The 19,971-nt window shown below is 42.7% G+C and carries 19 protein-coding genes, 1 pseudogene and 1 riboswitch; of the genes and pseudogenes, 13 read left to right on the top strand and 7 right to left on the bottom strand.

All coding sequences use genetic code 11. The annotated features are described in order from the left end of the window. Positions 1-481: 481 nt before the first annotated feature. The 3 genes from cbiB (at position 482) to GLO7428_RS01000 (ending at position 4,784) form a co-directional block, all read left to right on the top strand. Positions 482-1,477: an adenosylcobinamide-phosphate synthase CbiB gene (gene cbiB / locus GLO7428_RS00990; protein ID WP_015186687.1), complete on the top strand. Its 996-nt coding sequence runs from the start codon at positions 482-484 to the stop codon at positions 1,475-1,477. Positions 1,478-1,541: 64 nt separating this feature from the next. Then, complete coding sequence (gene pyrR, locus GLO7428_RS00995) at positions 1,542-2,078, top strand: bifunctional pyr operon transcriptional regulator/uracil phosphoribosyltransferase PyrR (protein WP_015186688.1); 537 nt, start codon at positions 1,542-1,544, stop codon at positions 2,076-2,078. Between the two features lie 426 nt (positions 2,079-2,504). Next, a complete protein-coding gene (locus tag GLO7428_RS01000; RefSeq protein WP_015186689.1) occupies positions 2,505-4,784 on the top strand; it encodes a PAS domain S-box protein in 2,280 nt (759 codons plus the stop codon). 34 nt (positions 4,785-4,818) lie between these two features. Here the strand turns inward: GLO7428_RS01000 and fni are convergent, their stop codons facing one another. The 4 genes from fni to GLO7428_RS01020 all read right to left on the bottom strand — a co-directional run bounded on the left by fni (position 4,819) and on the right by GLO7428_RS01020 (position 8,457). Further along, complete coding sequence (gene fni, locus GLO7428_RS01005; RefSeq protein WP_015186690.1) at positions 4,819-5,868, bottom strand: type 2 isopentenyl-diphosphate Delta-isomerase; 1,050 nt, start codon at positions 5,866-5,868, stop codon at positions 4,819-4,821. 185 nt (positions 5,869-6,053) lie between these two features. Then, entirely contained in the window at positions 6,054-6,605 is a 552-nt protein-coding gene (gene cysC, locus GLO7428_RS01010; protein ID WP_041918474.1) for an adenylyl-sulfate kinase, read from the bottom strand. Between the two features lie 537 nt (positions 6,606-7,142). Then, positions 7,143-7,640 (bottom strand): DUF4385 domain-containing protein, encoded by a 498-nt coding sequence (locus GLO7428_RS01015; protein WP_015186692.1) that lies wholly within the window; start codon positions 7,638-7,640, stop codon positions 7,143-7,145. A gap of 28 nt (positions 7,641-7,668) precedes the next feature. Next, positions 7,669-8,457: an ion transporter gene (locus GLO7428_RS01020; protein ID WP_015186693.1), complete on the bottom strand. Its 789-nt coding sequence runs from the start codon at positions 8,455-8,457 to the stop codon at positions 7,669-7,671. A 209-nt stretch (positions 8,458-8,666) separates the two neighbouring features. Here GLO7428_RS01020 and GLO7428_RS01025 point away from each other — a divergent pair, with 209 nt between their 5' ends. Then, positions 8,667-9,074 (top strand): nucleoside deaminase, encoded by a 408-nt coding sequence (locus GLO7428_RS01025; RefSeq protein WP_196797433.1) that lies wholly within the window; start codon positions 8,667-8,669, stop codon positions 9,072-9,074. A gap of 236 nt (positions 9,075-9,310) precedes the next feature. Here the strand turns inward: GLO7428_RS01025 and GLO7428_RS01030 are convergent, their stop codons facing one another. Then, positions 9,311-9,967 carry a response regulator transcription factor gene (locus GLO7428_RS01030; RefSeq protein WP_015186695.1) on the bottom strand — a complete coding sequence of 219 codons (657 nt, stop codon included), beginning with the start codon at positions 9,965-9,967 and terminating at the stop codon, positions 9,311-9,313. Next, positions 9,964-11,169 carry a sensor histidine kinase gene (locus tag GLO7428_RS01035; RefSeq protein ID WP_015186696.1) on the bottom strand — a complete coding sequence of 402 codons (1,206 nt, stop codon included), beginning with the start codon at positions 11,167-11,169 and terminating at the stop codon, positions 9,964-9,966. Before GLO7428_RS01035 ends, GLO7428_RS01030 begins: the two co-directional genes overlap by 4 nt. 232 nt (positions 11,170-11,401) lie before the next feature. Here GLO7428_RS01035 and GLO7428_RS01040 point away from each other — a divergent pair, with 232 nt between their 5' ends. From GLO7428_RS01040 to GLO7428_RS01060, 5 genes and pseudogenes are all read left to right on the top strand, one after another. Beyond that, positions 11,402-11,866, top strand: coding sequence for a Spy/CpxP family protein refolding chaperone (locus tag GLO7428_RS01040; RefSeq protein ID WP_015186697.1), 465 nt, complete (start codon positions 11,402-11,404; stop codon positions 11,864-11,866). Between the two features lie 216 nt (positions 11,867-12,082). Then, a riboswitch (cobalamin riboswitch) is annotated at positions 12,083-12,235 on the top strand. A 38-nt stretch (positions 12,236-12,273) separates the two neighbouring features. Then, positions 12,274-13,263: a sirohydrochlorin chelatase gene (locus GLO7428_RS01045; RefSeq protein WP_015186698.1), complete on the top strand. Its 990-nt coding sequence runs from the start codon at positions 12,274-12,276 to the stop codon at positions 13,261-13,263. 71 nt (positions 13,264-13,334) lie between these two features. Then, positions 13,335-13,544 (top strand): annotated as a pseudogene (gene sipA, locus GLO7428_RS01050) (regulatory protein SipA); the annotation flags it as partial. A gap of 142 nt (positions 13,545-13,686) precedes the next feature. Further along, entirely contained in the window at positions 13,687-14,238 is a 552-nt protein-coding gene (locus GLO7428_RS01055) for a peroxiredoxin (protein WP_196797515.1), read from the top strand. A 112-nt stretch (positions 14,239-14,350) separates the two neighbouring features. Then, positions 14,351-14,857 carry a hypothetical protein gene (locus GLO7428_RS01060; RefSeq protein ID WP_015186701.1) on the top strand — a complete coding sequence of 169 codons (507 nt, stop codon included), beginning with the start codon at positions 14,351-14,353 and terminating at the stop codon, positions 14,855-14,857. Between the two features lie 251 nt (positions 14,858-15,108). On the opposite strand, the gene GLO7428_RS01065 is transcribed toward GLO7428_RS01060, so the two are convergent. After that, positions 15,109-15,528, bottom strand: coding sequence for a hypothetical protein (locus tag GLO7428_RS01065; RefSeq protein ID WP_015186702.1), 420 nt, complete (start codon positions 15,526-15,528; stop codon positions 15,109-15,111). Between the two features lie 386 nt (positions 15,529-15,914). Here GLO7428_RS01065 and GLO7428_RS01070 point away from each other — a divergent pair, with 386 nt between their 5' ends. The 4 genes from GLO7428_RS01070 (at position 15,915) to GLO7428_RS01085 (ending at position 19,790) form a co-directional block, all read left to right on the top strand. Further along, positions 15,915-16,460, top strand: coding sequence for a PadR family transcriptional regulator (locus tag GLO7428_RS01070; RefSeq protein WP_015186703.1), 546 nt, complete (start codon positions 15,915-15,917; stop codon positions 16,458-16,460). Positions 16,461-16,711: 251 nt separating this feature from the next. Next, a complete protein-coding gene (locus tag GLO7428_RS01075; RefSeq protein ID WP_015186704.1) occupies positions 16,712-17,641 on the top strand; it encodes a DUF5996 family protein in 930 nt (309 codons plus the stop codon). A 320-nt stretch (positions 17,642-17,961) separates the two neighbouring features. Beyond that, positions 17,962-18,672, top strand: a complete 711-nt coding sequence (locus tag GLO7428_RS01080; protein WP_015186705.1) for a response regulator transcription factor — start codon at positions 17,962-17,964, stop codon at positions 18,670-18,672. Positions 18,673-18,677: 5 nt separating this feature from the next. After that, entirely contained in the window at positions 18,678-19,790 is a 1,113-nt protein-coding gene (locus tag GLO7428_RS01085) for a cell wall metabolism sensor histidine kinase WalK (protein WP_015186706.1), read from the top strand. The last annotated feature ends 181 nt before the right edge of the window (positions 19,791-19,971 follow it).

Here is a 19,971-nt window from a genome sequence, read left to right on the forward strand (position 1 = left end):
TAATAGACCTGCTGCGTGAAGCGAATCGCGAATAAATTCGCTAGCTAAATAAACAAAGTTCACCTCCGTGAACTTACCGGTACAAGTATTTCTTGAGTGTACGAAGGTACAATTTGCTTGGATAGCCCCGACTTCCATCGGAGGGTATCTGCGATTCATGCAGGAGATTTAAATAGATGGGCATCGTTAAGCACTACACTTTTTGGCATTGCTTAATCAATGTATGAATCGTTAAGTAACCGTACTCGTATCAGCCCCCTAAATCCCCCAAACTTGGGGGACTTTGAAAGATTTGGTTCCCCCCAGAATTGGGGAACCACTGCGCCCTTGGGGGTGTCCTCGTTGAGTGCAAGTGGCGTACAACTGGCGTGGACGAGGGGGGGAAAATCACACTTCTGTTCAGCAACGCCCACTTTTTTATGTTTGTGAATAGTAAGTTGTCGCTCCACTAACCATTGACCATTGACGAATAAAAGCCTTTGTGTTATTACTTTCATCCATTTCCTTAACTATTCATACTCATTCACTGATTGTTTTAGTTTTTGCTGCGTTTTTAGATTACCTGATTGGCGATCCTTGGGGTTTTCCGCATCCGGTGCGCGTGATGGGGTGGGTAATATCGCAGTTTAATAAAATTGTTTGGAAACACTTTGATAGTTCATCCACACAGCGGTTAGCTGGTATTGTTTTAGGTATCGGCTTAACGACTAGTAGTGGTTTAATAGGGTGGTTGCTCGTACAAGCGGCTAAGTTCATTCATCCCAGTTTAGGAATTATTGTCGAAAGTATACTCTTAGCAAGTTGCTTTGCTGCAAGAAGCCTAAGACTCGCTGCACAAGAAGTTTTGCAGCCACTTAGCAAAGGGAAAATTCAACAAGCGCGTGCTAGCCTTAGTAAATATGTTGGTAGAGATACAGAAAATCTTTCTGAGACGGAAATTTTGCGCGCCGTTTTAGAAACTGTAACCGAAAATGCTACCGATGGCGTGATGGCACCTTTATTTTATGCGATCGCTGGTTCTTTTATACCGTTGATTGGAGGTGTTCCGGTTGCTTTAGCTTACAAAGCAGCAAGTACCTTAGATTCGATGGTGGGCTATCGCGAAGCACCTTATACTTACCTAGGTTGGTTTAGCGCGCGTTTGGAAGATGCCTTAACGTGGCTGCCGTGTCGCCTAACCGTTCTGACTTTGGCAATTCTATCACGTAAACCGCGCTCTGTTTGGCGAATTTGCCGTCGAGATGCGGTAAAAGATCCTAGCCCTAATTCGGGTTGGAGTGAATGCGCATATGCGGCTGTACTTGGCGTACAAGTGGGAGGAACAAACTATTATCGAGGAGTGGCAAAACACAAGCCCTTCCTTGGAGATAATATTCATCCGATGACTTCAGGCAAAGTTTACCAAGCATTACAATTGACGCGATATTGCTTTTTAATTTGGCTAGGAGTTGCAGCTTTGCTTTTGTTTAAATCTTAACTGCAATGACACGATATTCACGAAGTTTTAAACTAAGCCTATAACCTTTTTACCTCTCTTCAATATGCCTGCTAAAGTTGTTGAAATTCTTTCTGCTGAAGAGATCCGCCGTACTATGACACGTCTTGCTTCCCAAGTCGTCGAAAGATCGCGGGATTTGTCACAACTCGTCATTTTAGGTATTTATACTAGAGGGGCATTTTTAGCAGATCTATTGGCGCGCCAAATTGAGGTGCTTGAGGGCGTAACCGTTCCTGTGGGGGCGTTGGATATTACATTTTACCGCGACGATTTGGATCAAATAGGCGTACGAACTCCAGCCAAAACAGAAATTCCCTTTGACTTAACAGGTAAGACTGTTTTACTTGTCGATGACGTGATTTATAAAGGGCGCACTGTACGCGCGGCTTTGAATGCTGTTAATGATTATGGTAGACCTGCGGCGATTTGGCTAGCGGTATTAGTCGATCGCGGTCATCGCGAGTTACCGATTCACCCTGATTTTACGGGTAAACAGCTACCTACTGCCAAAGAAGAACAAATTAAAGTGTATTTACAAGATTTTGACGGACGCGATGCGGTGGAATTAATCGGTAATTAATAACAATTAACTATTATTTTCTGTTTGAATAAATAGCATACTTGTGAAGGTCGGGTAATGGAAAAGCTTTTAACACTTGGCAATGAACATTTGGCTACACAGACGCTAACCGCTATTTAATGACCAATTACCACTTACCAAGGCTCAACCTTTTAGTTACGTCTTCACCCCTAAGACAGATGCAGCCTACAGCGATCTACAGTGATATTCATATATTAATATTTTTTATATTTTCTTAATAATTAAGGGTAATCGCGATGAATGCTGTAAAAAAAATTACGACTGCAACTCCTCGAAGCGTATAGCATTACCAGTTACGGAAATTGGTAATATCAACTGCAAAGAAAGCTGCTATATGCGTAGTCGCAATCACAGGAATGCAATTGCAATTCCCAATACCTGGATACAGGCTTGTATAAAATACTAATGAATTTTTTCTATCCTAGACTAGGCTATAACCTATCCTTACTTGCGATCGCACTCGTTGTCCTCATCAAACTTACTTTAGAACCAACAACTCTACTCGATTTCGGGCTAGTGTTGTTTTTGACGGTGTTGACAATCAATTCTTGGCACAACAATATCGCGATCGGGCTAGTGGCGATCGCTTCCGCAGCGATAATATTTTGGCTGCTCAATTATTTTTTGGCTACAAGTCTAAACTTTTGGCAACTAGCGTCATTTGGAGTCATCGCACTACCGCTGAGTATCGTTAATTTAGTTGTTAATCATGTAGAACACACGTCAGCAAAAGTATCTGAGGCAACAGTAACAGGGGTACAAGATATCAACAAGGCGCTAGAAACGGCGGTTGAATGCATCGCTAGAATTGATTTTCAAGGTCACTACGTAACTGTGAATGAAGCCTATGCGCACTTATTAGGCTACAAACCACAAGACTTAATTGGTAAAGCGTGGGAAATAACCGTTCATCCGCAAGACATCGCCAAACTCACCGCTACGTATCAACAAATGTTGACAACAGGGAAAGCAGAAGCCGAAGCGCGCGGTATTCGCCAAGATGGATCGCATTTTTATAAACAAGTCACATTAATTAAAACGAGCGATCGCCAAAATAGTTTTAGCGGACACTACTGCTTTGTTAAAGATATTACCCAACGCAAGCAAAGCGAAGAACGACTACGACTCTTAGAATCTGTGGTAGTGAATGCGAATGATGCGATCGTTATTACCGAAGCCGAACCGATTCAAGCCCCAGGTCCGCGTATTCTTTACGTCAACGAAGCTTTTACGCGCATGACGGGTTATACTCTGCAAGAAGTTGTAGGGAAAACACCACGGTTACTCCAAGGATCAAAAACGGATAAAGAAACGTTAACGCGGATTCGGACAACCTTACAGCAATGGCAATCAGATGTTTTTGAGCTAGTTAACTACCGCAAAGATGGCTCAGAATTTTGGGTAGAACTGAGTATCGTACCTATTCCCGATGAAGCCGGATGGTACACGCATTGGATTTCGGTACAACGCGATATCACCCAGCGCAAAGAAGTAGAAGCCATGCTAGCCAAACTGCTGCTACGCGAACAGCAAGCGCGAATCGCAACCGAAGAAGCAAGTCGGATGAAAGATGAGTTTCTCGCGGTTGTATCGCACGAGTTACGAACACCACTCAATGCTATGCTTGGTTGGTCGCGGTTACTGCGGAGTCGTTCGCTCAACGAACAAACGACCGCACGCGCCTTAGAGACAATTGAGCGAAATGCCCAAGCCCAAGCGCAACTGATCGAAGATCTTCTTGATATTTCGCGTATGATGCGCGGCAAACTTAGCTTACAATGTTGCGCTGTTAATCTAAAAAATATCGTTGAAGCGGCGATTGATACAATTCGACTTGCAGCAGCAGCAAAAGATATTCAAATTCATACTGCATATGCAGCCACTCGGTCAATTTCTGGGGATGGCGATCGCCTGCAACAAGTCGTTTGGAATTTACTTTCAAATGCGATTAAATTTACTCCTCACGGTGGACGCGTAGAAGTATCGTTAGTAGAACAAGATACGTATGTTGAGCTAAGTATCCGCGATAACGGGCTAGGTATCGATCCAGATTTTCTCCCGCATATCTTTGAACAATTTCGACAAGCGGATAGTAGCAGTAGTCGCAAGCAAGGCGGGCTAGGCTTGGGATTAGCGATCGTCCGTAATTTGGTAGAACTGCACGGCGGCACAATTAGTGCAATAAGTCAAGGAATCGGTACAGGCGCAACTTTTATTGTGCGATTGCCTTTTCACCGCGAGAGCGAAAACGATACACTCAAGATAACACCCGATACGGAATTTCCAACAGAATCAGGGATTACGGGTTTACAAATACTCATTGTTGATGATGAAGCCGATGCGCGCGAATTGCTCAAAATTATGCTAGAGCAGGCAGGCGCAAATGTCACCGCTGTTGGCTCTGTCAGTGATGCTTTAAATATCATTGAACAATTACAACCGGATATTCTATTAAGTGATATTGGGATGCCAGGTGAAGATGGCTACTCTTTAATTCAAAAAACCAAACACCTAAAAACGAAATCTGGCAAACAAATTCCCGCCGCAGCAATTACAGCGTATGCTCGCGTAGAGGATCAAGTGAGAGCATTACAAGCAGGTTTTCAAACACATCTACCCAAACCTATCGATCCAGCACAGTTAATTGCAGTCGTGATAACGCTTGCAAAGAGAGATTTTGGCTAATTTTTCATTATGTGGACAAGACACTGCCTTGCCCTTATTTTACGCGCTGCAATACTTGTGAACGCTTGAAATCTTCTATATTTGCTGTGCCAGTACAAAACAGAACCGTCGTGATTTCGGCGATCAAGACTTCGACTAACTCGTAAAGCGCGGCTTCTGATTCGGCAGCGGCTTGTAAGAAGGGTAATGCTAAACCGGCAATATCGGCACCTAGCGCGATCGCTTTGGCAACATCTAAGCCATGACGCAAACCACCAGACGCAATTAAGGGAATTTCGGGTGCTACCTCTCGAATGCTTGTGATACACTCTGCTGTTGGTAAACCCCAATCGGCAAATGTCATCCCTAGGCGACGCTGTAGGCTATTTTCTGCGCGTTCGCTTTCCACTTTCGCCCAAGAAGTACCGCCTGCACCCGCAACATCAATCGCACTCATTCCCGCATCGATCAATCTTGTCGCCATAGCCGCAGAAATGCCATTCCCGACTTCTTTGGCAATGACTGGCACAGAAATTTTACTACATAATTTCTCTATTTTGTCAAGCAAACCGCGAAAATTTGTATCACCTCTAGCTTGAATGCATTCTTGTAAAGGGTTGAGATGCAAAATCAAAGCGTCAGCTTGCAGTAAGTCAACAACGCGCCGACACTCATCTAATCCATATTTGTAATTGAGTTGTACCGCACCCAGATTAGCAAACAGTAAAATATCTGGCGCATGCGATCGCACCGCGAAAGTTGCAGCAACTTGTGGTTTTTCGAGCGCTACCCGCTGCGAACCAACTCCCATTGCCATATTGTAATGCTGCGCGACTTCGGCAAGCCGACGGTTAATCGTTCCTGCAAATTCTGTACCGCCTGTCATCGACGAAATCAATAGTGGATAGGATAACGATTTGCCTAAAAACTGAGTACGCAAGTTAATTTCATCGCGGTTAATCTCAGGTAAACAGCAATGTATAAAGCGATAGCGTTCTAAGCCATTCGTCGTTTGTGCAAATTGTACATCTTCATCGAGACAAATACGTAAGTGTTCTGCTTTACGCGTCTGTGTTTGTCCTGACAAGCTTAAAGGAAGGTTCACAGGTTAATTTCAATAAAAGAGGTTTTTATTATGACTGTACAACTAGCTATAGTGCCATTAGCAAGTTATTATTCAAACTTTACCCAATACAAAAAAGGATGAGCAAGTGCAAGCTTACACTCAGTCATCCTTCAATTTAGAAGCAGTGGTCAATTTCTACAAGAGTGTGCGATTACCGCTAAAAACTAAGCAACCTTGGAGACACTGTTGTTTACATGAACATATTCATTCAGCTTCGCCATCACTTTCTCGACGCTTTCAGCTAACGTTTCTTGATTTGTACGGCATTCTACTTCAGGATTGAGCGGCGGTTCGTAAGGATCGTCAATTCCTGTGAAACTCTTGATCTCTCCAGCGCGTGCTTTTTTGTACAATCCCTTGACATCACGTTCTTCGCACACAGCTAACGGTGCATTGACAAAGATTTCCATAAAGTTGCCAATTTTCCCGCGAACTTCGTCACGAATTGCACGATAAGGAGAAATAGCAGAAACGATAACAATCACTCCATTGCGCGTCAGCAATTGAGCCACAAAACCAATGCGACGAATATTTTCATCGCGATCGGCTTTGCTAAAACCTAAACCTTTCGTTAGGTTCTCTCGAACAACATCACCATCAAGAACTTCAACTTTGTAACCTTGTTCGCGCAGTTTTTCTTCTACCGCTTTACTAATTGTCGTTTTCCCTGCACCACTCAACCCAGTAAACCACAAAGTCATTCCTTGGTGTTTCATCATTCTGCTACCTTTACCTTTACTGAAACTTAAGTCTTCCACACAATCAAGAATATCGGGGTAGAAACCTACTAAACGCGTTCTTTAGTTGTCCTCAACTTCTGAGGCTATTAGAGTCAGCGTTCTTGCAGCAACACAACTAACATGAAACTACGTTTTATTGCATTACTACCTCTCGACGTCGAGTGATTCGCATTGGCTGAATTGTAAACAAAATTTATCAGATTATAAACACAAATTAAAATTTTATTAACTGATAATAAAGAGCAGTTTTCATAAAAAAATAATATATTACTTGCTGGATTAATGAAAGCTATTAGCCTGTCAAGGTTTAAGCAAACAACTTAGCAGAATCTTTACAATTAGCTAGCTTTTATGAAGTTTGGGCTTTGGGCGATCGCCTCGCCATCACAACATCATACTTTTACTCTTTCCGTGACATTCTGACAAGAGTATGCTTCTTAAAAGAGTAATGATGTAGTTACACAGATAACAGAAAATCTACAACCTGAAGTTATTCCTGTAAAATTAAGAGTTTTACTTTGCCTGTTCGTACATCTGTCGATGTTTTTTCATTAGCTGCAAATATTTTTCATTCGTTTTTGCTAACGTCCATTTTTCTTTGAAGATTGCAGCGGACTCAGCTTTGACTGGATCGACTTCTAAGGGTAAAACTTCCTTTCTCGCTTGCTTCTCGGCTTCCTCAGAACCCGCCTTTTGCGGGTTGGCTTTATATTTTCTCCCACTTTTATGATTGGCATAACGACGCGATCGCGTGTAACCCATCTGCAAAAACTTACGCGCCATATCCGCGCCAACAAAATCATCTTGTTCAAGATAGTTGAGAAATAACTCATAAATCTTTTCACTCGACTCTTTGGCAATTTCAGGAGTTTTAAAGCGCCAGTATGGTAAAATCTCTGACTTATAAGGCTCTACCAACAGTACTCCTTGCTCGCCCTTACCTACACGATACAATTCAGGTGAAGAACGAAAATCAATATGTTTAAAATCTAAGGAATAATCAAATTCCATACTTTTTTGAACCTACATGAACAAGCTATTACAAATTTTTTTCTAACTTGGTGCCACAAATTTTACAATAATGAGCATCGGTATCGTGCAGTGATAATTGACAAGTAGGACAAACTGTTTGTACTTGGCGACTCGTTTTGATAAATTGTCTAATCAGATCGCCAACTTGCCAAGGAATTAACGCCACACCAGTTAATATCATTAATACTGTTAGAAGTCGTCCTAGTTGAGAAATTGGCGTTACATCACCAAAGCCAACTGTTGTCATCGTAACAACAGAAAAATAAAAAGCATCTAAGAAGGTGTTAAAAGTATCTGAATTAACTGGATGCTCGACTTGATAAATCAGCCCAGAATAAATAAAAATAATAGCAAATAACGTAAATAGTATTCTAGCAAAAATAATGCTATCTTCGCCGCTAATCCGCTCGAATAAAACTATTTTTTGAAGAAATCTTACTAACCTAAGAATCCGAAACCAGCGAAGAATCCGAATGAAGCTAATATCTACTAAACCTAGGAAAAAAGGTAGAATTGTTAAAAGGTCAATCAGTGAATATAAACTAAAAAAATATTTTGTTTTAGACTCAGCACACCACAAGCGTAGTGTATATTCTAAAGCAAAAATTCCAATAATAACACTGTCCAACTTGTCTAATACTAACCTTAATTCTGTAGGAATTGAGTAAGTTTCTACAACAAAAATAGCAGAAGATAGTAAGACTAAACCTGTAATTGCTAAATTAAGAAATCTCCCCAGTGGAGTTTCAATATCTTCTAAATAAAATCCAATAACTTTTTTAGCTAGCAATATCATAATCAAGTTGCTAGTTTCTTAAATTGTAGTTGTGAGATTTTTATCAGAATTGTCAATAATCAATGGTTAAGGAGTAATAACAGTTAAATATTAACAGCTTTGACAAGATATTCGCAAATTAAATACTACTATAAATTCTAGCAACTGTATTATATTATTTCAGTAATTTCATTAATTCACCTAGTACTAAAATGACTCCAGAAGAGTATATGAGAATTGCCCTAGAAGAAGCAAAACAAGGAGATGCGCCCTATGGTGCAGTCATAGTTAAAGATAACAAAGTAGTAGCGGCAGCACATAATACAGTTAAACGCGATCGCGATCCATCAGCCCATGCAGAAATGAACGTTATTCGTAAACTGACATCGCAAATCAAAAATCCATCTTTAGCAGGATGCACAATATACACGACTGGGGAACCTTGTCCAATGTGTGCCACAGTTTGTGTTTGGGCTGGTGTAGATGAAATCGTTTATGCAGTCTCTATTGAAGATTTAATGAGGATAAACCAAGCACAAATTGATATCTCTTGTGAGGAAATTATTGCTAAGAGTTTTAGAGATATTAAGGTGACTAAAGGATTATTGAAAGAAGAGTGTTTAGAGTTATTTCAGTAGTATCATGACTCAGTATGTGGACATCATTGTATATTACATTTGTTGAGATTGGGTAATGAGATATTTAGCACTTCTTCTGTTAGCATTTAGCAATTCTCCTATTAGTTAATCACTAATTGCTAATAGCTAAGCGCTACTTATTACCAGTTACCAAGAACAAACCTTGTCGTTACGTTAATTTTTACCCAGTTACTTGTCAGAAAGATGTCTTGACTGATGACCTAATTTATAAAAAGCTAGCTTTTGATATTAGGATCTAGATGGTGTAGAAATGAATTAGCAAAAATTGCGGCTTGCGTGCGATCGCGCAAAGATAATCGATTCAAAATACTCGTGACGTGGTTTTTAACGGTTCCTTCCGAGATATGCAGCGTCTGGGCAATTTCACGGTTGCTTTCTCCTGCTGCAATTAACCGTAACACCTCGCGTTCTCTGGGCGTGAGTTCGCCCCAACCTGCGGGCGTTATTGCTGAGGGTTCTGGAACTTTTGCAATAATTTTCTCGACTAAACCGGGTCCAAGTTGAGTATAACCTTTATAAACTGCCCGAATTGCTGCGGCTAACTCTTCTGAAGGTGTATCTTTGAGTAGATAGCCCATCGCACCATTGCGAAGTGCAGCGGCAACATATTCATCATTATCAAAAGTCGTTAAGACAAGTACCTTTGTTTCAGGAAAATGCTGTGTAATTTCACGGGTTGCAGCGACACCATCCATAACAGGCATTCGTACATCCATTAATACCACATCAGGTTGCAACGTTTGCAGTAACTGCATTGCAGCTTGCCCATTTTCTGCTTCGCCCACAACCTGTAAATCTGGCTCTAATTCTAGTAAAGCTTTTAAACCTTGACGAATCAAATGTTGATCGTCAACGAGTAACAGGCGAATCATGCAACTAACCTCGGCAAGGGAATTGTAGCAGTAATACAACAACCAGCGCCAGGCGTGCTACTCATTTGAAATTCTCCTTTTAAAGCGAGGATGCGATCGCGCATACTTTGCAGCCCAAATCCTGTAGTATTCTGGTTTAACGTAAATCCTTTACCATTGTCTTGAATTCTCAAGTGTAACGATTTTACGGTTGTCTGGATCTCAATTTTGACTTCATTTGCTGCTGCGTGTTTCCAAATATTCGTGAGTGACTCTTGGACAACACGGTACACGGCGGTTTGAACTTCAGCCGGAATCGGATGTTGCAGCGATATATGATAAGTTGGGGAAAATCCCCTAGAATGATGAAATTCAGTAACCAAAGCAGCGATCGCCGCCTCCAAAGATTGACCGTGCAGTGGATCAGACCGCATCGCTGATACAGATTGTCGCACTTCGCGTAACGCTTGCGATCCAAGATTTTTTGCTTGCGCCAAGAAAGTTTGTGCTTTTGCAGGGTTAGATTGCCACAATTTAAGCGCGGTTTCTAGCTGCAAGTTCAAAGCTGTTAAAGAATGTCCTAGCGAGTCATGGATATCACGCGCAATTCGGTTACGTTCTTGTAGTGTTGCTTGATCTTCAATCCGTAGCGCATATTGTCGCAGTTGTTCATTGGCGATCGCCAGTTTTTCTCTGATTTTTCTTTCTGCAAGCACAGCATTCATCAACAACAATACAAATACTAAGCTTAATCCAAACGAAAGCGCAAAACTCAACAACGTAAATCGCAAACGTTCTTGCAACACTGGCACATCAGGAACGTGTTGAAATCGATGAATTAATGTGAGGACAAATAAAACAAACGATAAACTAGTTACAACAATCCGTCCTGGTAATTGAAAGATTAGACAACTACGGATAACAAGAATAATATAAAGAAATGGAAAAAGCCTAATTCCTCTGCCACTCACAATTCCAGCAAACAGAATAAATAAAATTTCTAACGCAGTATAAAGTATTTTATGTATTGACTTTCCTGTCGGCATTCGCAAGCCCAGTAGCCCAAAGCCAACTAAACTAATCAGTGTTAAAGATGGTAAAGTATGAAAGCGACGAAAGTGTATCGATAAAGCTTCTGTAATCGCAACCGTGAATAAAAGTAGCCATTCTAATAACAGTAAAAACGGCAAAGGGTGTGTACTAATTTGAATTGGACGACTCATAATTATTATAGATGTACGAGTAATTTAGAGATAGAACAAAATCAAAGCAGCTATTAGAAGTTTGTGTAAAAGCTTCTTGACTTAATACTAATTACCTCAGTTTACATTTATTGTTCTTTTACCTAGTAGTGAATACATGACTTTAGTCATGGTTAAATTCGTGACTTTTTCCTCATGCTACTCAGGAAGACAAGTTTATAGGATGGTGACATCACACATAAGGAAGTTAACAATGATGTCGCGATCAAAAAAAGTCAAATTTATGTCGCTGTTGGCTGGTGCAGTAGCACTTTCTACCGTCTTCGCACCTTTAGCAATCAATGCACAACCTGCTGCACCTCAAGTAGGACAACGTGCTGGTAGAGGAATGGGCAAAATGGCAGGTATTGAACTTTCTGCGGAACAACAAGCCCAAATGGAACAAATCCGCAACGAAACACGCACTCAAATCGAAGCCGTTCTTACCCCCGAACAACGCCAACAGTGGCAAGCGGCAACTCAAAACGGGCAGCGCCGACGCGGTGCAATGGCTAGCTTAAATCTATCCGAAGCGCAAAGAACTCAAATTCGCCAGATTATGCAATCCTCAAAAGAGCGAGTCACAGCGGTTCTGACTCCCGAACAACGCCAGCAAATTGAGCAAAGAATGCAGCAGTGGCGTCAACAGCGTCAGCAACGCAATCAAACAAGCAATTAGCGACTAGCAATCAGCTTTTAGCTAAACCTTAAGATAAATCAGAGACCAAGAACTGTTGCTGCCGAGCATTTCTGATTTAACCTTGAAATCAATTAAAGGACAAAAGACCGCAAATTGCCTCTAAATGGTCTTGTAGTAGCTAATTGCTAACAGTCAACAGCCAATCGCTTTGACTAACAACCCCTCCGGTAGTATTTTTGAACTGGGGAGAATCAGTTAAGATAACAAGGCACAAGTGATCTGTCATAGTATAGGGAAACTTCGGTGTAAATCCGAGGCTGTGCCGCAGCTGTAAAAGAAGTTATGAGTCAATTATCCAACTCAAAACTTTCTCAAGCCAGAATGCCTAACTGTGACTTGCTCACACTATTTCCTGCGTTGCACAGGAACGGAGCACTTAGTTAAGGATGCCTACGATTAACACACTTAATTCCACTCTGCAAGAAACCCCAGTTAGTACAATTCATCTACCCCCCTTACCGTTACGTCGCCCGTTACTGATGATTGGTCACGGTACCAGAGATGCAGCAGGGCGACAAAGCGTTTTAGACTTTGCGGCTGCCTATCAAGCCTTAGATACTTCTAGACCTGTTGTACCTTGTTTTTTAGAACTGACAGGTCCGACGATTCAAGAAGGCGTCGATCAGTGTGTTGCTCAAGGATATACTGAACTTTCCGCCTTACCAATTTTGTTATTTGCGGCGCGGCATAATAAATTTGACGTTACTAACGAACTCGACCGCGCGCGTCAACGCCATCCTCAAGTGAAATTTCACTACGGGCGGCATTTTGGTATTACACCAGGAATAATCGATTTATGGCGATCGCGTCTTGCTGAAGTTGACGCTCCGCAGTATAGTCGCGCTGATACAGTTTTGTTATTTGTCGGTCGCGGTTCGAGCGATCCTGATGCTAACGGCGATGTTTACAAACTAGCGCGAATTCTTTGGGAAGGTAGCGGCTATCAAACCGTAGAAACCTGCTTTATTGGGATTACCCATCCTCGCCTTGAAGAAGGTTTCCGCCGCGCGCGACTTTACCAGCCCAAGCGGATTATTGTACTTCCTTACTTTCTCTTCACTGGAATACTCGTCAACAAGATCTTTGATATCGCTGCGCAGCAACAAGCGCAATATCCAGAGATGGCTATTACCTGTCTTCCAGAAATGGGACTACATCCGCAGTTATTTTCGATTTTGCGCGATCGCGAAATTGAAACTCAACTCGGCAACGTGCAGATGAACTGTGAAATGTGCAAGTTTCGCCTAGCAGCCCTAAATAGCCACGATCATCACCATCACCATCACGATCATCACAGTCACGACCACTCACATCCAGTAATAGATCCTTACGCTGAACCTGAACAATATCACCAAAAAATTTGGCAAGTTCCTTAAGAGAGATCAGTAATTGGCTATCAGCAGCAAAAATAAATATATTCTGTCATGCTGATAGCTGAAGCCCAGTTATGTCTAAAGAATTTGTCGTTGGTGAAACAGTACGCGTCGTAGCACTACCACCCTACTTAAAGACAGCTGATCCTATGCCAATGTTACGCCCACCAGACGTGGTTCAAATTGGTGAGGAAGGCATTGTCATGGATCGCCGTCCTGGCGGATATTGGAGCGTTCGCTTTACGCGAGGCACTTTTTTGATCGACAGTCAATATATCGAAGCAGCTAGCAGTTCAGATGAGCCACCATCGACTAGCCATTTAGAGCAAGCAACAATAAATCAAGTTGACACGCAACTACAAAGCGATGAAGATGGCATCTCCTGATGTAAACTTATGTTAAGTTGAGCTTTTCATTTGTACCATGCTGTCTCGTCGCCGTCTGCTTCGCACAATTGCCTGCTGGTGTATTGCGTTATCTACTTTGTTTTTTGCCTCACCAAGCTTCGCAATCGGAGGTAAACTTCCTTTACTTGACCAACCCGCACCAGAATTTACTTTACCAACCAACACGGGAGATGGCGAGATTGCACTTGCTGATTTGCGCGGTAAGTGGGTGGTATTGTACTTTTACCCCAAAGACTTTACAGCAGGTTGTACTTTAGAAGCGCGACGTTTTCAGCAAGATTTACCAAAATACACGGCACAAAATGTCCAAATTATTGGTGTCAGCGCTGATTCTGTAGATTCCCATGCCGAGTTTTGCGACTCAGAAGGTCTAAAATTTCCTCTACTCGCAGATACGACAGGCGAAGTCAGTAAAGCCTATGGTTCTTGGTTGGGTAATCTCTCGGTACGACATAGTTTCATCATTGACCCAAATGGTATTCTCCGCGCCACCTTCGTCAAGGTCAATCCCGCAATTCACAGTACAGAAGTGTTATCTCGTCTGACTGAATTACAAGCAACGGTGTCTTAAGGAATAAATGCCTACGACACGCAAACGCGAACAAAACTCTTTCACTAGCTACTAACCACTAACTACTCACTACTAGATACAATGTCTCTAAATTGCTTCTTGGAGACTGTCTATGGATTGGGAATCAGACACGCGTGTCAAAAAAAAGGCGCGTACTCAAGCTATCCAACAGTACAAGCCCCTCGTAACATTGCGCGATACAGAAGCACTACTACGTCGCAATACTGTAGCACTGCTCATGCCTATTGTGCCGTTGTCGGTAGAATATCGTTTGCAACGAGCATCAAAACTCGCAGAAGAATCACTAGCTGAGTTAGCAGAAATTGATCTTGACGCGATTAGTGAAACCGAATTGCAACCAGCCCGCATTCTAATTGGCTTGAGTTTTGTCGGGTTTGGCGCGCTATCTACTGCCTTGTTGCTACTTTACCTATCTACTTTGCATCCTGAACTTGACTCGATCGCACAAATACGGCGCTATTGGCATCAATACATCTGGTTTGTCTGTCTCGGTGTAGCAGGATTATTTGTACTCGGTAGAGAAGCAATGCGATCGCCTCACCTTGATGTGTCTTCACCGCAAAAGATTGGTTGGGATGATGAATCAAGTTGGCAGTAACGTTAAGTAAAAAAAACGCCCTGCCACTGTGTCATGGCAAGGCAGTTAGTGGTGTGAGGAGCAGACTTTATGTCTACTTATAGATAAGCATAATAAATGCATATGGCAGGTTGGTGGCAGTAAGATTGCAATACTGTGACAAAAGAATTCCGAGAGATTAAAAACCGCGATCGCTGTCAGCTGCAAAATGGTTAGTCGGTAACTGAATAAGTTTGACGCACCACGAGCGATCTCGCAGTGCAGACATTAATTTAAGCTTCAACATCGGATGCTAGAAGTTTTGACACCTCTGCATGGGCTAGTACGGCAGCTGGTTCTTGCTGTAGCGCATGATAATACTTGCGCTCGAAAGCGTTACCTAGTTCTGATGGCATCAGCAATTCGCGGACATCACGCATCAATTCTTGGAGATCGTCATGCAATATTGGTTCATCTGCTGAAAGCATTTCATCAATATGCACAATTAGCTCAGAAATGCGATGTAGCCACGCAAATTGTTCATGCTCAATGACAAGTTGCAGTAACTCTCCACTCGATACGCGTCCGCGTCTTTGTTCATAATTAATGCGTTCTGCTTGTAGCAAACAAGCGTGGAGGTGCAGTAGTTTATTGCGTAAACTGCGTAGATACTGATGTTGCCGTATTCTGCGGAAAAGTTGATTAGAAGTCAATGGAATCCATCCTCCTGTTACGATAGTCTTCGATAGCTGAAATTAGGTTTACTGGAAAATTCTTATTACAAATGCACAATAGCGGCTGACTTGTTGGTTATTTGGTGTCCTGATATATTTGCCATTTCGTGCTACAGATAAATAGCCTATCTCCCACGCGCTTTTCGCCTATTCTAAATAAGCCTGCGCTTTTTGGTACATCAGTGAAGTATCTTATGCCACTGTTACAAGCTATCTAATCTTGGCAATGGTTCGCAATTCCTCACGAGTGCGATCGCGCTTTCTACTCTTGTTATCTATATGATTAATCATATATTAAAATAGTTGTATATTAAAGGTAACAATTATTACTATTAAACGAACTGAAAGATTCGGAAAACCGCCTCATGTCACTAGCATACGCAATTTTAGGTTTTCTACGAAAAGAAGCAATGACAGGCTACGAGCTTAAAAATCAATGTTTCGATCAAACCATTGCGCATTTGTGGCGTGCAGATCAAGCGCAGATTTATAAAACGCTCGATAAGTTAGTAGAAAGCGGTTGGATCGCTTGCAAAATTGAAACACAACGCGATCGCCCGCATCGCAAAGTATACAGTATTACAGAAATTGGAAAAGCTGAGCTTTGGAAGTGGCTGCAATGCCATCAACCGTTACCAACAATCCGCGAACCTTTGCTCATTCAATTATTTTTCGGCGCTGAATTATCCAATGAAGCAATTGTGCATTTGCTCAAACAGGAACTCGTAGCGCATCAAAAAAAACTTGCTGATTGTGACCAAATCACGTTACCTCCTTTAGAGGATGCATCGACAAATCGCGATCAAAAGATGCAACAGTTAGTCCTAGAACTGGTTAAGCAAAAAGAACAAACATACATCAACTGGCTCCGTACCGCAATTGATGTCGTGAGTCACCAGCAAGAAGCATGAGTGCAATTGTCCCTTTATTAACGATGCCATTTGAAAACATCTGTTATAGCAGGGGTCAGTGTTAAACTCTAGTCGGTACTTTGCCGTGCGACGACCGCATAAACACGGTCAAAGAGATCACTACGAGCTTCTATCAATGTCCTAACTTTACTCTATTGACTAGGGCTATAACAAGAGAAGCCTTAGAGTTTGGTTTAATCTAAAAAGCAGTTGTCTGTCATCCCTTCTCTCTTCACACAGAGGTATTTATCATGGCTGATTTGCTGCCTAACACGCTTGTAAACAATCCTTGGTCAAGCCTACCCGTTGTGGCGTGGCAAGATACGTATGCAACGCTACATATGTGGACTCAAATCATCGGCAAAATTCGGCTAGCGTTGGCTCCCAAACTTAACCATTGGTGGCATTCAACTTTGTACGTCACGCCGCGCGGACTCACAACTGGCTGTATACCTTATAACACGCGTACCTTTGTCATAAGCTTCGACTTTTTGGCGCACAATCTACAGATCGAAACAAGCGACGGCATTAGCCAAACAATACCCCTTGCGCCGCGTACAGTAGCAGACTTTTATCAAGAGGTGATGGATACTCTGCACAAGAGTAGAATAGAAGTGCGCATTTGGACAATGCCCCAAGAAGTGGCTGAGCCAATTCCGTTCGAGCGCGATCGCCAACACGCATCTTACGATCCGCAAGCTGTACAAAAGTTTTGGCAAATTCTTATACAAGCCGATCGCTTAATGAATGTATTTCGCTCGCGCTTTATTGGCAAATGTAGTCCTGTACACTTTTTCTGGGGTAGTTTTGACTTGGCTGTCACGCGCTTTTCTGGACGTGTAGCCCCAGAACATCCAGGGGGAATTCCCAATATGGCAGATTGGGTGACGCGCGAGGCATATTCGCACGAAGTAAGTAGCTGTGGCTTTTGGTTTGGGGGAGGGACAGTCACAGAACCAATTTTTTACTCTTACGCCTATCCTGAACCTGAAAAGTTTCGCGATTATCCAATTCAACCCCAGGAGGCATTCTACAGTCCAGATTTGCAAGAATTTGTTTTGCCTTATACAGCAGTGCAGCAAGCAGACGAGCCCGATGCGATCGTTCTTGCATTCTTCCAAAGTACTTACGAAGCAGCAGCAAATCTATCTAGCTGGGATCACCCCGCGCTAGAGCGGTAATACTGGTTAGTTACAGTTGATACAACTAAGCAGCAAGCAGAGGAGAATTGATAGTACAAATTCTGACAACGAGCACCTAAACCTTTCAAAGTCCCCCAACTGTGGGGGATTTAGGGGGCTGTTGATACAACTAAGCAGCAAGCAGAGGAGAATTGATAGTACAAATTCTGACAACGAGCACCTAAACCTTTCAAAGTCCCTCATTAGTAGTGATTTAAGAGGCTATTAATTCAGCACTGTAGATTAGGAGTCATAAAGATTAAGCTGGAAGAATAAACCATAAAAAACCACTTGGTTGATGTCGATTACTCTTGGTGGAGATGGATATATTAATTGTTGAGGATGAAGCTGAAATTGCTGGATTGATTCAACTGGCGCTAGAAAAAGAAGGATTTTCCTGTCAAAGTTGCCGTGATGGACTCGCGGCTTTGCGCTTATTTCAAGAGTTACAGCCCGATCTAATTATCCTCGACTTGATGCTCCCTGGTTTGGACGGACTCGAAGTATGTGCCAGAATTCGCCAAAAACCTGGCACTAAAGATCCTTACATACTGATGCTGACCGCTAGAGGTGAGGAAATTGACCGCGTGATTGGTTTATCTACAGGTGCAGATGATTACCTCGTTAAGCCTTTTAGTCCTAGAGAGTTAGTGGCACGAGTGCGGGCGTTGTTGCGGCGGAGTTTGCGCCAAGGCGGACAACATCAAATTCATCGCACGCAACATTTTATCGTAGATGTAGAACAACGTTCTGCCAGTCGTCAAGTGAGTAGCGATCGCACTGAAGAATTAGACCTGACAACCTTGGAATTTAACTTACTCAGCACCTTTGTCAGCAATCCTGGTCGAGTGTGGAACCGCACGCAGTTAATCGATAAACTTTGGGGTAGCGACTTTTTCGGCGATGAACGCGTTGTCGATACTCACGTTGCCCGATTGCGAAAAAAAATCGAACCCGATCCTGCCAATCCCACGTTTATTAAAACGGTTGTTGGTGTCGGCTACAAATTTGAAGACGCAGCAACGTCATAAAACTGATGACGAAAGTAGATTTACGCAAGCGAAACTTACCACTCGCATCGCGCCTGTTCCTGTCACACTTGTTAGTCATGATGGTGGCGGTGATGAGCCTTGTGATTATTGGCAAAGTCTCTTCACCGCGCTTTTTTGTCGTCCGTCTCGAAGAACTCGAAGGGACAGGCTATCGGCTACGCTTTGCGCGAACTGAACTGATTCATGGATTTGAAAGTGCTTGGTTTCGCGGTACAGTTTGGTCGGTTGTTGTCAGTACGACCGCAGCAGGCGGACTCAGCTACTGGGTATCCAAACGCATTATGCAGCGACTGACAGAAATGGAACACATTACCCAAAAATTTGCAGCTGGTCAACTCGATGCACGCCTACCTGCAAGTGATATACCAGAATTACAACGTCTGGGTGTTAGCTTCAACCGTATGGCGGCGAGTTTGGAAGATGTTGAACAACGACGACGCGAACTCATCAGCGACTTGACGCACGAACTGCGGACGCCCTTAACCGTTGTGCGCGGCTACTTAGAAGAATTGGCGGATGGCGAAGTCGAACCATCAACCGAAATTTATACGCGTCTAGCAAGAGAAACGCGCCGTTTAGAACGCTTGGTAAACGATTTGCAAGAACTCTCCAAAGCCGAGGCGGGTTACTTACCGATCAATTTACAACCTGTGAATCTTTACCCGCTGTTGGAAGCTTTGGTAGAAAAGTTTTCCGATCAGATTTTAGAAGATGGTCCTGTTTTGCGCCTCAATTGTTCGCCCCAACTACCACCCGTGTTAGCAGACATCGATCGTGTCGAGCAAGTTCTAGTTAATTTATTAGGTAATGCAATTCGCTACACAAGTCACGGTGCGATTACGATCCGTGCTTGGACGCAATCGCGTAAACTGTGGATTGCGGTAAGCGATACAGGAATTGGCATTGCCAAACAAAATTTACCGCACGTGTTTGAACGCTTCTGGCGTGCAGATCGATCGCGCGATCGCCATTCGGGTGGAACAGGTATTGGTTTGGCAATTTCTCGGCGCTTAATCGAACTCCAAGGCGGTCAAATCTTCGTTGAAAGCGAACTTGGTAAGGGCAGCACTTTTTCCTTTTTCTTGCCTTTAGCTTGATTGTAGGTGGACATAATTAAAGATCGCACTGTTGAGGTCGGTAATCGAAAAGCTTTTAGCGCTTAGCAATTAGCACTTGGCATGAGGAAAACAGCTAATAGCTAATCGCTGTTTAATTAGCACTTATAGCAGTTGAAGAGATGCTTAGGACAGAGTAAAAGCTTAGAACTACTATAATAGC

The organism is Gloeocapsa sp. PCC 7428 (assembly GCF_000317555.1).
GTDB lineage: Bacteria > Cyanobacteriota > Cyanobacteriia > Cyanobacteriales > Chroococcidiopsidaceae > Chroogloeocystis.